Source organism: uncultured Psychrobacter sp. (assembly GCF_947495825.1).
Classification (GTDB): Bacteria; Pseudomonadota; Gammaproteobacteria; order Pseudomonadales; family Moraxellaceae; genus Psychrobacter.
Map to the genome: position 1 here is coordinate 80,042 of NZ_CANMAH010000006.1, position 13,476 is coordinate 93,517.

Genomic DNA, 13,476 nt, shown 5'->3' on the forward strand with positions numbered 1-13,476 from the left:
ATTATTTACATTTAATGCTTAAAAGTAACTGCAAGATGAACTGAGATGAGTGCTAAACCCAGTGAATTTTAAATAAAATAGTAAGCGATAAGCGTGAAACATATGACAGACAGTATTTACTTTGCGCCACTATTACCTTGGCAGCAAGCCTTGTGGACGCAGCTTACAAGTCGTGTACTATCACCCCCACATGATCTGCCGCATGCCTTACTTGCTGCTGGTATGCAAGGGATGGGTAAACGTGCTTTTATTTGGCGTCTAATCGCTTGGCTATTGTGCCAAGAGCGTCATCAGCACCCGCTTGGTGCCTGTGGTCATTGTCAAAGTTGCCAATGGCTTAGGTCTGGCACGCATCCAAGCTTACAAGTATTGCCTATCACCAGTATGCCCATCAGCACTGAGAGTCAGGAATCCAATCAGGCTGTTAGTAATAATAAAAAAACCAAAGCCAATACTAAGTCGGCAAAAGCAACCAGTAGTGCAGTGTTGACAGTAAAGGTAGATGATATTCGCGCGTTGCAGCCTTTTATCTATCAGGGCGGACAGGGGATGCGTATTTGCGTGTTAGATCATGCTGAAAAAATGACTATGGCAGCGGCCAACGCGCTTTTAAAAACATTAGAAGAGCCACAGGCACAAGTCCATTTGTTTTTAATCAGTGACATGCCAGCAAAGCTACTTCCGACGATTAAAAGTCGCGTACAGCAGTTACCATTGCAAAGGGTAGGACCAGCTGTTGCAAATGATTATGTTGCTCAAAAGCTTGGAAATACGATCAATCGTGAAGTAGTGAGTCCGATACAAATTACGCAGTTGCTACAGTTAGCAAATGGTGCACCGCTTGCAGCAATAGAGCTGGCACAGGCTCCATGGTATAGCAAACGCGCACTATGGTTGACCACATGGCAGGCGCTACGTAGCGGTAAGCGTAGTAGTATAGCAGCTAGCGATTATTGGCAAAGTGTGATTGATCTACCAGACTTTCTCAAACTGACTGAACTTATGCTGATTGATATTCGGCGCGTTTGTCTCGGTCTTGATAGTAGTCAAAAAGATATTGCTTTAACAGTAGCGTTAGAGCAGTATCGACCTACAGACAGCGCATTAGACACACTACTAAGTCGATTGCAGCAAACAAAAATAGCGCTTCAACAAAATGTGCAAGAAAAATTTGCCTATGATAAGCTGATGCAAGACTTGGCTCGTCTATAGAGTCTAACTGAGCATATAGACTCAATCTAGTAAAACTAAAGAGACAATCAAGCGATATCTAACTGTAGATTAACATTAAGGATTTTATTATGGCAATGCCAGGACGTGGCGGTATTATTACCTGTCATATTGAAGATGTCGAAAAACTATATGCCAGCTATCTATCTTTTGTAGATAATGGTGCCCTGTTTGTACCTACCAATCGTGTACATGAGCTGGGTGATGAAGTCTTTATTGCTATTACTTTACCCAATTCTAGCGAACGCTTACCGATGAATGGCAAAGTCGTTTGGATCAATCATAAAGCTCAAGCTAACCGTCCTGCAGGGTTTGCCGTCCAAATCGGTACGGATGTTGCGGGACAAAAAATAAAGCAAGAAGTTGAACGCTTGCTAGCAGGTAAGATTGATAGCCAGCAAGCGACTTATACTATGTAAGACGGACTATAGTGTAAGGCAGACTATAAGGCCACATTATATAGGTAAACGTATTATCAGTTATTGACTGTGACATTACAAAGGTCTAATAACGTGATGGAACGTACATATCGTCTGGAATAGGCTCTCGATAGTATTCGTCATCGCGCTTACGTTCGGGCAATTCTACTTCCTCGCGCGGCACTTCTTTGTAAGGTATCTGTTCGAGTAGATGAGCAATGCAATTTAGACGCGCCCGTTTTTTATTATTGCCCTCAACGACCCACCACGGTGCTTCTGGAATATGAGTACGCTCAAACATAGTCTCCTTGGCTTTGGTATAATCCTCCCAACGACGCCTTGATTGCAAGTCCATTGGCGACAGTTTCCATTGTTTGAGTGGATCATGAATCCGGCTCATAAACCGTGAATGCTGCTCGTCATCAGTGATAGAAAACCAATATTTGACTAACCTAATACCGGAACGCACGAGCATACGCTCAAACTCAGGTACAGATTGAAAAAACTCCTCATACTGGGCATCGGTACAAAACCCCATTACGCGCTCAACACCGACACGGTTATACCAACTTCGATCAAACAACACAATCTCGCCAGCTGCTGGCAAGTGCGCCACGTAACGCTGAAAATACCATTGTGACTGCTCACGCTCGGTTGGAGCCGGCAGGGCAGCAACTCTACAAACGCGCGGATTGAGACGTTGAGTAATACGCTTTATAGCGCCGCCTTTTCCTGCTGAGTCACGTCCTTCAAATATGACGACAATGCGCTCACCGCGATCGACTACCCAATCTTGTAATTTGATCAACTCACGCTGCAAGCGCACCAGTTCTTGAAAATAAGTACGACGATCAAGCTTTTCTTGCTCTGTCATCTCAAGTCCATCAAAACGAAAATCACGTACATAATCGTCTATTTCATTTTCAAGCTCTTCATCATAACCGTCGATCAAATCCTGATGCATCTTACGACGTAGCTCATCATTAAAGACCTCTTTGTCCATGCGTGTAATGAAGTTGCCTTGTTCAGGTTTGCTTAGCTCAGCATGTTCCTGCGGTGTCAAAGACTTTGGGTCAATTGCCGAGGGAATCTTACTCATAGAAAACTCCTAATAAATATTCTTATCATTGTATTAATTATGGTCTTTACTTTAGCATATCTGATGGTGAAGCTATGCGGTGACTGCGTTTTATTATTGTGCGGTGCATCCTTGTATGGCTCGTTATCACGCTCGCAGATTTGTCACTGCTTTTAAAAATAAGGGAGCATAAAAAACACCCTCTAATCAATCGATTAAAGGGTGTCAAAAAACCAAAATATTAAGCTATTTGTCCGCTAAGCAGATAAGCACCAGATTATTTTTCTAGGATACAAGTGACGCCTTGACCGCCAGCTGCGCAAATAGAGATAAGCGCACGACCTGAGCCTTTTTGATCTAGTAGCTTAGCTGCTGTCGCAAGGATACGACCACCAGTTGCTGCAAACGGATGTCCAGCAGCAAGTGATGAACCATTCACATTTAGCTTGCTACGATCAATAGAGCCCAACGGCGCCTCAAGTCCTAGGCGCTCTTGGCAAAATGTCTCATCTTCCCAAGCAGCAAGGGTCGATAACACTTGTGAGGCAAAGGCTTCGTGAATCTCGTAAAAGTCAAAGTCTTGTAGGCTTAAACCTGCACGCTCAAGCATACGCGGTACTGCATAGGCTGGTGCCATCAATAAACCTTCTTTATTGCCAGATTTACCGATAAAGTCAACAGCCGCTGTTTCTTGGTGAACGATATAGGCTAAAGGCTTCAGACCGTGTGCTTCTGCCCACTCATCATTGGCTAGCAATACACAAGAAGCACCGTCAGTTAGTGGCGTTGAGTTGGCCGCTGTCATGGTTGGGTTAGCGTTTTTTTTACCAAATACTGGTTTTAGTTTGCCCATCTTTTCAAGAGTAGAGTCTGGACGTAGGTTGTTGTCACGAGTCAAACCTTTATATGGCGTGATAAGATCGTCAAAGAAGCCTTCATCATAGGCACGAGCCAAGTTTTTGTGGCTATTAAAGGCCAATTCGTCTTGATCTTCACGGCTGATATTCCATTCAAGAGCAGTAATCGCTTGATGTTCACCCATAGACAAACCAGTGCGCGGCTCGCCGTTTTGTGGTGATTCAATTAAATCTTTTGGGTTCAGACCCATCAGGGCTTGCAAGCGTTGCTTATTGTTTCTTGCCGCTCCTAATTTTAAGATGACTTTACGTAGGCCATCACCAACCGCGAGGGGCGCGTCTGAAGTCGTATCGACACCGCCTGTGATGGCTGAGTCGATTATACCTAAAGCAATTTTGTTTGCAGAAGCAAATGCAGATTGTAGACCAGTGCCACAAGCTTGTGAGACATCATAAGTAGGTGTATGTGGGTCTAAAGCGGTATTTAAAGCAGCTTCACGAGTTAAGTTAAGATCGCGGCTAAGCTTCAAAACAGCGCCAGCGACCACTTCACCCACACGCTCATCTTGCAAGTTATAACGTTCGATAAGACCATTAAGTGCAGCGGTTAACATATCGATGTTGCTAGCATCAGCATAAGGACCATTTGAGCGAGCAAATGGAATACGATTGCCTCCTAAAATGGCAACGCGATGTTGGCCTGAGCTTAGCTTGGTCGCGCTGCTCTTTTTAGAGGCAGTATTTGGCTTGCTAGTCTTAGCCGCTGCCTCATCGGTATCATCATTACGATCATCTGATTGCACTGACTGGCTCTGTGTGTTGCCTTCATCTGTCTCGCTCGCTTCGGACTGCGCTGTAGTATCAAATACATTGAGGTCTTCAGGCTCACTAAGATCAGACTCATTAACTAAGTCTTCTTTAATTTTTGCTTTTTTCTGGGCCTGATCGTTTTCAGCATTGCCATCAGCATCAACAATGTCAGTTGCTTCTTTTAACTCAGCGATTGAGTCGTAATGAGCATTATTCTCTTGATCATCTTTGTTTGGTTGAGTATTTTTCTGTGTGCTATCCGCCGCTGGAGTGTTACCTTTAACAACCGTACTCTCGACGATAGGGCTGTTTTTTTTGTTACTCATAAAGTTATCCTTAAAACGAGTGAATGTAGCAAATGATAAGGTAATAAAATATCGTGATAAACAAATTAGGTCATCAATATATAAGATGTTAGCCGTTTATCGTAATAATTTTTACCCTGTTATTGTATGTCTTTAGCAAGTCTGGTAACAGAGGCTCAGATTTACGTAAATGGCAAATACATAGACTGAGCAGTATTGCTTATTAGTATTGCCTAACTAGGCATCTGATAATATATTGTTATCAGTATTTGATTGAGTCATAACTTCTAGGTTTTATTTTAGCATATAAGTTTATTTTTCAAAGAAAGAGAAAGTAACTGCTGCGTTTGTAGGTCCGTCCGCTTATCCATGTTTATACCGTTGACTTTTGGACTTGTTTAGCTTAGGCGTGTATAGTTGTGTCAACTTTGAATTCACTTACTAAAGTCTCATTATTATTATCCGTGTTTGCGGAGATAATAAGCTTTTATAGTAAGGGCGTTAAGATTAATGGACCCATCCGTTTTCATTCATTATTTATTGTTCTAATTTTAGATACAGGAGTATTTTATGTCAGACCGTTATGGTGATTTTGTTCAATCCTCGATTGGTAAAAAAGTGGCTAAAAACTTAGGTCTACCGCTACCAGTAAGTCTCGATCGTTTTGAGAGTGGTCAACGTCTTGTACGCGGTAGTGTGCTCGTTGGCTCAGCCGCTGGTGATGACAAGCGTGTTAGTGAGTCTATCGCTCGTATCTTGTCAGAGTTGCATGCTGAAGTGTTTGTTAATAGCAGAGACAGTATCAAAGATGCGCTTGCTGATGCAAACGTAGAAGCAAAAGCCAATACGGGCAGTGAAGATAATTTTAAGGTATTATTGTTTGATGCCAGCAATATCAGTAATGCAGATGAGCTCAAGCAAGTTTATGAGTTCTTTCATTTTGTAGCACGCCGCGTAGAGAAGTCAGGGCGCGTCATTATTATTGGTCGTCCACCTGAAGAAATCATCGATGTAGAGACAGCATTAGCCCAGCGTGCGCTCGAAGGTTTTGTTAAGTCGGTTGGTAAAGAGCTTAAACGCGGTATTACCGCTCAACTGATTTACGTTGCTGAAAACTCTGAAAGCAATCTGGATTCAACATTGCGCTTCTTTACCTCAGCGCGTTCAGCTTATGTCTCAGGTCAAGTAGTACGTGTGAGCATGGGTGATGCGGTTGAAGTCGATTGGACACAGCCGTTGGGTGGTAAGACCATGCTGGTTACGGGTGCGAGTCGCGGTATTGGTGAAGCGATCGCTCGCGTATTGGCTCGTGAGGGTGCGCATGTCATCTGCTTAGATGTACCACAGCAACAAGCTGATTTACAAAAGGTTGCAAGTGAGATTAGTGGATCGACTTTGATGGTTGATATCACCAGTGATGACGCTGGCGAGCAAATCGCTGAAGCTGCCAAAAAGCGTGGCGGTCTAGATTCTATCATTCATAATGCAGGGGTAACTCGTGATAAAACACTTGCCAAAATGGATGAAAAAAAGTGGGATATGGTCATCAATATCAATCTTGCTAGTATCGCTAGGTTGAATCGTTATTTGCTTGATAATGATGTACTAAAAGAGAATGCGCGCATTGTTTGTGTGTCTTCAATCTCAGGCATCGCAGGTAATCTTGGTCAGACCAATTATGCCACCTCCAAAGCTGGTGTCATTGGACTGGTAAATGCAACTGCTAAACAACTGGCAGAAAATAACAAAGGCATGACGATTAATGCGGTCGCTCCAGGCTTCATTGAGACTCAGATGACCGAAGCAATCCCATTTGCTATTCGTGAAGCAGGTCGCCGTATGAACTCAATGAGTCAAGGTGGATTACCAGTCGATGTGGCTGAAACGATTGCATGGCTTGCCTCTCCTGCATCAGGTGGCTTAAATGGCAATATCGTACGTGTCTGTGGTCAAAGCTTGTTAGGTGCATAGTATTTATACGCACAACAGGTGTTTATCGTACTTAGAGATATAAATATATTGATAACTTTCTAAGTCGATGATATTACTAGTGATTTATTGTATACATCATTGTTACTTACGACAAATTTGCTAACTTATTGTAATAAAGCTGCCTATAGGTGGCTTTTTTATGTTAAAACCACAAGGCTTATAAGGTAAATTAAAAGTATTGTTTTTGATGGATATTTTTATATATGTCTTTAGTTTTGCTTATTTAGTAACTTTTTAGTTCTGTATTTTTGGGTTAAGATGTTGCAAAATAAGCGACTAAATAGCCAATGGATGTGCTAAAAATTCGCTTAAGCCTCAATCAGGATAGATTTATGTCAGATAAACACTATGATGCGTTGCCAAAAGCGCATACCACTTACGCTAATATAATAAAGAGCCTGTTGCCTATCGGTGACAACGCAAAAGTTGGCAAAGATGAGCTGCCGCAAGCGACCTACTATGTGGATGATCTGCACATCGATCAAAGTAATTTAGAAGATTACCGTAATATTTGCGGTTTTGCTGATGACGGAAAAATTCCAGTTACTTACTTTGCCGTGCTCTCTCAAGCCTTACAAATGAACATGATGGTCAAAGAACCATTTCCTTTTGCGATGTTAGGGCTGGTGCATGTAGACAATAAGGTCACGCAGTATCGTCCTGTAGGCGAACGTGAGACAGTGGCTATGTCAGTGTCATTCGATAACTTACGTGACCATGCGCAGGGTCAACAGTTTGATTTTGTGACTACAGTCAAATCGCAAGACGATGTCGTTTGGGAAGGGGTATCGACGTATCTAGCCCGTGGTAAAAAACCCGCCAGTAATGCAAGTAGCAAAAACAAGCCGCGTCCGGTAACGGTTAAACCAATGGTCGATGAAGAAGGTACCCATGCGGTCTTTGAAGTGCCAGAAGATATCGGACGTCGTTACGCCTTTATATCTGGGGACTTTAATCTTATTCATTTACATCCTTTATCGGCACGAGCTTTTGGATTTCCTAAAGCTATTGCCCATGGAATGTGGTCTAAGGCCAAATGTTTGGCAATGATGGGCGAATTACCTGATGCCTATACTGTTGAGGTATCATTCAAGCTACCTATCTTTTTGCCATCTGAGGTGGAGCTTATTGCCGAATCGGTGGCCAAGCTTGATACTACTAACGATCATTGTAACTTTGGCTTATATAGTGCCAAAAATGACAAGCCGCATCTTGCTGGTGTGGTGAAGCTAAATGAAACAGAGTAAGCAGTAAAAGCTTGTTTTTAACCTTTATATTCAACTAACATATATATGACTATGACTTTAAATATAGACGCCCAATCTTCCACCGATGTAGATGCTGCTCCAGCATCAGTAGCTGATAATGGTATTAATCTCTCAAAGGTACTTGAGCCTTATTTTCGCCCTGATGAACAGACAATCGTTTGCGGTGCGCTTGATGAATCCAAGGTAAAAGCGTTAGCAGTTGCAGGGGTTGAGCTTGTCATTAATTTGCAGCCTGATGATGAGCTTAGTTTTGATGAATCAGAGGCAGTAACGCGCGCTGGCATGTATTATGAACAGCTACCTATAAGTGGCGCTCAAGATTTAAAGCAGCTTAACATCTTAGCGTTTGATAACATACTACGTCAGTATCATGGCAAAAAAACCGCATTGCACTGCGGGTCGGGAAATAGAGCAGGGGCAGCAATTGCCTTGCGTGCTGGCTGGTTACGTGGGCGTAAGATGGATACGGCTATGGCGCGAGGTCGCAGTCATGGATTGGCTGGTCTTGAGCAAGAAGTACATAACCGCCTACTAGTGCCGCGTTAATGTGATAGTAGGGTTAGAAGTGTGTTTTTAGAAGGCGACCAGTGGGTGGCCTTTTTTATTGTTGTCTGATAAAACTATCTATCATCAAAAACCAAGTGATAATCAATAAGTGAGTGAAACGACAATGCAAGATACTACTAACAACTATGATCGAAGCGGTAGGATTGATACCAAAATACAGCAGCGCCTGCAACAATTGCTAACCGATCTACAGCTAGATGATGCCCCAGCAGGTGGATCACTGATCGTTTATCAAGCTGGCAAGTGTATTGCGCAGGCCAGCGTCGGTATGGCACAACCTGATATCTTATGGCAACCGGAAACTCTATCCCTAAATTTTTCAACAGGCAAAGGGATATTAGCAACGTTGGTTCATGTCTTAGTGTCACAAAAACTACTGAATTATGATACACCAATTGCCAACTATTGGCCTAAGTTTGCCTCTAATGACAAAGCTGATATCACTTTACGCATGCTAATGTCGCATCAAGCCAATTTGTTTTCGATCAACAGTATTGATGCTGATAGCGAAACCTTGCTCGACTGGGACAGTATGCTTGCTAAGGTCGCTGCAATGCCCATAACTTTGCCTGAGGATGCAACGCGATATGACAGTGCTTATAGTGCGCTGGTTTATGGCTGGATATTAGGAGGTGTTATAGAAGCGGTCACCGATATGACGTTGGCCGAAGCATTACGTCATTATCTAACGGAGCCGCTAGGTATCGCTAGTAGTTGCTATTTTGGTGTACCAAGCGATAAAGCAGATAAAGTGGCTATATTGGTAAAAGATTTTAAAACCCTTAAGCAGGATCATAGTGTAGAGCGTCCCCAGCTGCGTTCTCGTCGAAATAAGCCTGTATTAAAACCTGACTCTAAAAATACATTGCGTACCTATGCAAATCTGTCAATTTATAAATGCTGGAAGCAACATGCTATAAAACTTCAAACAACTAAAGAATATAGTAATGACGAAAGTATAGATGAATTGTCGATCTTAGATACCGCTCAGATCAACCGCTTATACCTTAATACCAGTCAGTTAAACTTAAAAAACTATAAGGCTGCACTCATACCGGCCAACAAGCAACCTATAGATTACTATAACCGTCAAACGCTGCAGGCAGTTATTCCAGCCGCAAATGGTGTGGCTTCAGCCAAAGCCTTAGCGACCATCTATGCTATGTTAGCAAACGGTGGTAAATGGCAAGGGCAAACTCTAATCGATGAAGCAACATTCGAGCAGCTATCTACTCCGCAAGTCACAGGGATGGATGCAGTAATGCCTGCTCACATGCATTGGCGCTTGGGTTATCATCGTCTGTTTAGCGTTTGTGCTAATACCGAAGCGGGTTTTGGACACATGGGCTACAACGGCTCAGTCGCTTGGTGTGATCCTACTCGGCAGCTGTCTTTCGCTTTTGTACACAACTTTGATGTAACTATGCTAAATGATGTCCGCCAGTTTGCACTGACGGAAGCGGTATTAGATTTAATCAATACAGATTGAGCATACGAATTAAGGTTACAAACTTGAACTATGAGCGTGGTTTATTTGCTGTCATTTTTAGTAATTTGGGCGCACTTAAACCATGCATAAAGATAGAGGATAAGATAACAATAGAGCATACCACCCAAAGCTTAAGCGCGTCTTCTTCCCCAAAAAATCCGTGATTAAGGGCATAAGACAAATAATATAAAGTACCAATGCCTCTAATACCAAGGGCAGATATTGCATATTTTTCTGTTCGAGGTAGGTTTAATCCTGTCAGTGCGATAATACCCCCTAGCGGACGGATGAGTAGTAAGAAGGTAAAGCTTACAATATAGACCCGCCATGTCAGCTCAACACCTGATTGCAACCCTTGTCCAATAAGTATGCCAAAAGCTACCAGTACTAAAGACATCAATAGACCTTCTGATTGCTCAGCGAAGTCATGCAGTTTTTCATGATAACTGTGTTCGTGCTCTGAACGGCGAAAGGCAAAAGCGGCGATAAAGACAGCAATAAAACCATAACTGTGTATATACTCAGCCAAGCCATAAGCTAACAATGTCAATGCAATGACCACGTAACCTTGAGAGATGGTAGTCTCACGAGTATGCTTAGAAAACACCACTTTTGCCAAAGTCTTTCCAACGACTATACCGACCACTAAACCTGCACCAATCTTCCATAATACGTCATGTGTAAACCAAGTCCAGAGTAGCTCGCCTGAGAATCCTTGACCTTCACTATAAGCTTCAGCTATCTTGATGGCTAAATATACAAAGGGAAATGCCAAGCCATCATTGAGTCCGGCTTCTGATGTCAAGGTAAAACGCGGGGCATCTTCACCCCCAGTATTAGGCGGTCCAACTTGAATGCTAGATGCCAATACAGGATCAGTAGGCGCAAGTACAGCCCCTAGTAAAATTGCTGCACCTATAGTCAGACCAAACGCGTAATAGCCTAAGACAGCCATTGCAAAAATACCAACAGGCATAGTAATAAGTAACAACCGGGTGGTAGGACGCCACAAACGCCAAGATAATGGCGTATCGATTTTGATACCTGCTCCAACCAGTGATACAAGTACCACAATCTCGGTGAGTTTCTCGATAATAACGCCATGTTCCATAGGGTCCAAAAATGACAAGGAGAGCCATAAATAGCCAATCACAATGCCAAAAGTAACTTGAAGCATGGGTAGAGATACAGGTAGAGGCTTAAATACGATAGGAAAAATGGCACCAAATAAAAAGGCGATGCCGCAGACTAATAAGAATAAATTATAATTTTCAATCATAAGGTTTGTGCATGCCGCTTGGTCCATTTAAAATATTTATGAGCTTTTAAATAGAAAGTTGATAATAGCTATCTCTAAAAGTTGTAAGGTGTAGGACGTAAATGTAATCTATGAAAGCGTTCAAAAACCTATAGTGACGAAAAAACGCAATGAGTTTCGCAAAAAATCGTTATCAAAACGACAGCTGCGTTGTTTTTTAGTGAAAAAAAGCCAGCATGAAAGCTGGCTTGATTTGAAAAATTAGTTCATTGCTCTGTAGTTAGCGCTCCACTTGACTCACATCTCGTATCGCACCAGTGTCCGCACTGGTAGTCATAGCAGCATAAGCACGTAGGGCAGGCGTGACATAACGCTCACGACTTACAGGCTTCCATGCATCGCGGCCGCGTGCTTCCATCGCCTCACGACGTGCTGCTAAATCTGCATCGCTGACCTGCATATTGATGGTACGGTTTGGGATATCAATATGGATGGTATCGCCTTCTTCGACCAGACCAATCGCACCGCCTTCAGCAGCTTCTGGACTGGCGTGACCGATAGATAAGCCTGATGTACCACCAGAGAAACGACCATCAGTGAGTAGCGCACATTCTTTACCCAAGCCTTTTGACTTAAGATAGGTGGTTGGATAAAGCATCTCTTGCATGCCAGGACCCCCTTTTGGACCTTCGAAGCGGATAATGACCACGTCACCTGCTATGATTTGATCATCAAGCACGGCCGCTACGGCTGCATCTTGTGATTCAAAAATACGCGCACGACCAGTAAAGGTTAAGATACTTTCATCGACGCCAGCAGTCTTGACCACGCAGCCACGCTCAGCGATATTGCCATAGAGTACGGCAAGGCCACCATCTTCTGAATAGGCATGCTTGACGCTACGAATACAGCCTGACTCACGGTTGACATCAAGGTTAGGCCATTCTTTTGACTGTGAAAACGCCTCAGTGGTACGTACGCCACCAGGTGCAGCAATGTAGCGCGCGCGCGCCTCAGTATTATCAGGATTCATGATATCCCATTTATCAATGGCCTCTTTCATTGAGGGGCTATGGATAGTCGGTATATCGGTGGTAAGTAACCCTGCTCGATCAAGCTCAGCAAGTAATGCCATCACGCCGCCAGCACGGTGTACATCCTCCATATGATATTTTTGCGAAGCAGGAGCGACTTTAGAGAGACAAGGGACACCGCGACTTAAACGGTCGATATCTGCCATTTTAAAATCTACTTCCGCTTCATTTGCTGCAGCCAATAGATGCAAAATAGTATTGGTCGAGCCGCCCATCGCAATATCTAAGCTCATCGCATTTTCAAAGGCGGCTTTGGTCGCGATAGAGCGCGGCAATACAGAATCATCGTCCTGCTCATAGCGGCGTTTGGCCAAAGATACAATCGTACGGCCCGCTTCTAAGAATAACTCGCGGCGTAATGCATGAGTTGCTAATAATGAACCATTACCAGGCAATGATAATCCCAAAGCTTCGGTCAAGCAGTTCATTGAGTTGGCAGTAAACATACCAGAGCATGAGCCACAAGTTGGGCACGCTGAGCTTTCAATAGCTAAGACATCTTCATCGCTAATGGTGTCATCAGCGGCATCCATCATCGCATCAACAAGGTCAAGCTTACGAATCGCATTGCCTTTACTATCAGTAGCATGTACGTCGCTGCCGCCATCATTGTTATGGCTGTGGGCAACGGTACTAGCAACAACTTTTCCCGCTTCCATTGGTCCGCCAGAGACAAATACCACGGGCACGTTTAGGCGCATGGCCGCCATTAGCATACCAGGTGTGATCTTATCGCAGTTAGAGATACAGACCAACGCATCGGCACAGTGAGCATTGACCATATATTCTACCGAGTCAGCGATGAGGTCACGGCTTGGCAGTGAATACAACATACCGCTATGACCCATTGCGATACCGTCATCGACGGCGATAGTATTAAACTCTTTTGCCACACCGCCCGCTTTTTCGATCTCACGCGCTACCATCTGTCCAAGATCTTTTAAGTGCACATGTCCAGGTACAAACTGCGTAAATGAGTTGGCAATCGCGATAATCGGTTTGCCAAAGTCGCCATCAGTCATGCCAGTGGCGCGCCATAGTGCGCGGGCACCTGCCATATTACGACCACCAGTAGAGGTTTTTGAGCGATAATCCATATGATATTCCTT

General features: G+C 43.6%; 10 protein-coding genes. 6 read left to right on the forward strand and 4 right to left on the reverse strand.

The features are described from left to right. Positions 1-102: 102 nt before the first annotated feature. Together Q0895_RS08060 and Q0895_RS08065 are read left to right on the forward strand one after the other, a co-directional pair. Positions 103-1,212 carry a DNA polymerase III subunit delta' gene (locus tag Q0895_RS08060; RefSeq protein ID WP_299187501.1) on the forward strand — a complete coding sequence of 370 codons (1,110 nt, stop codon included), beginning with the start codon at positions 103-105 and terminating at the stop codon, positions 1,210-1,212. An 89-nt stretch (positions 1,213-1,301) separates the two neighbouring features. Continuing rightward, positions 1,302-1,649, forward strand: coding sequence for a PilZ domain-containing protein (locus Q0895_RS08065; RefSeq protein WP_299187504.1), 348 nt, complete (start codon positions 1,302-1,304; stop codon positions 1,647-1,649). Between the two features lie 85 nt (positions 1,650-1,734). Here Q0895_RS08065 and ppk2 read toward each other — a convergent pair whose 3' ends face one another. Both ppk2 and Q0895_RS08075 read right to left on the reverse strand, forming a co-directional pair. Continuing rightward, positions 1,735-2,748 carry a polyphosphate kinase 2 gene (gene ppk2 / locus Q0895_RS08070; protein ID WP_256713825.1) on the reverse strand — a complete coding sequence of 338 codons (1,014 nt, stop codon included), beginning with the start codon at positions 2,746-2,748 and terminating at the stop codon, positions 1,735-1,737. A 256-nt stretch (positions 2,749-3,004) separates the two neighbouring features. Then, positions 3,005-4,720, reverse strand: a complete 1,716-nt coding sequence (locus Q0895_RS08075; protein WP_366139928.1) for an acetyl-CoA C-acetyltransferase — start codon at positions 4,718-4,720, stop codon at positions 3,005-3,007. A gap of 549 nt (positions 4,721-5,269) precedes the next feature. Here Q0895_RS08075 and Q0895_RS08080 point away from each other — a divergent pair. The 4 genes from Q0895_RS08080 (at position 5,270) to Q0895_RS08095 (ending at position 10,015) form a co-directional block, all read left to right on the forward strand. Next, positions 5,270-6,670, forward strand: coding sequence for a 3-oxoacyl-ACP reductase (locus tag Q0895_RS08080; RefSeq protein ID WP_299187508.1), 1,401 nt, complete (start codon positions 5,270-5,272; stop codon positions 6,668-6,670). 353 nt (positions 6,671-7,023) lie between these two features. Beyond that, complete coding sequence (locus tag Q0895_RS08085; RefSeq protein ID WP_299187510.1) at positions 7,024-7,938, forward strand: MaoC/PaaZ C-terminal domain-containing protein; 915 nt, start codon at positions 7,024-7,026, stop codon at positions 7,936-7,938. A 45-nt stretch (positions 7,939-7,983) separates the two neighbouring features. Further along, positions 7,984-8,505, forward strand: coding sequence for a sulfur transferase domain-containing protein (locus Q0895_RS08090; protein WP_299187513.1), 522 nt, complete (start codon positions 7,984-7,986; stop codon positions 8,503-8,505). A gap of 124 nt (positions 8,506-8,629) precedes the next feature. Then, positions 8,630-10,015, forward strand: a complete 1,386-nt coding sequence (locus tag Q0895_RS08095) for a serine hydrolase (protein WP_299187516.1) — start codon at positions 8,630-8,632, stop codon at positions 10,013-10,015. Between the two features lie 28 nt (positions 10,016-10,043). Here Q0895_RS08095 and Q0895_RS08100 read toward each other — a convergent pair whose 3' ends face one another. After that, on the reverse strand, positions 10,044-11,294 hold the full coding sequence (locus tag Q0895_RS08100) for a cation:proton antiporter (protein WP_299187517.1): 1,251 nt from the start codon (positions 11,292-11,294) through the stop codon (positions 10,044-10,046). Positions 11,295-11,553: 259 nt separating this feature from the next. Continuing rightward, positions 11,554-13,464: a dihydroxy-acid dehydratase gene (ilvD, locus tag Q0895_RS08105; protein ID WP_299187520.1), complete on the reverse strand. Its 1,911-nt coding sequence runs from the start codon at positions 13,462-13,464 to the stop codon at positions 11,554-11,556. Between the last annotated feature and the right edge of the window lie 12 nt (positions 13,465-13,476).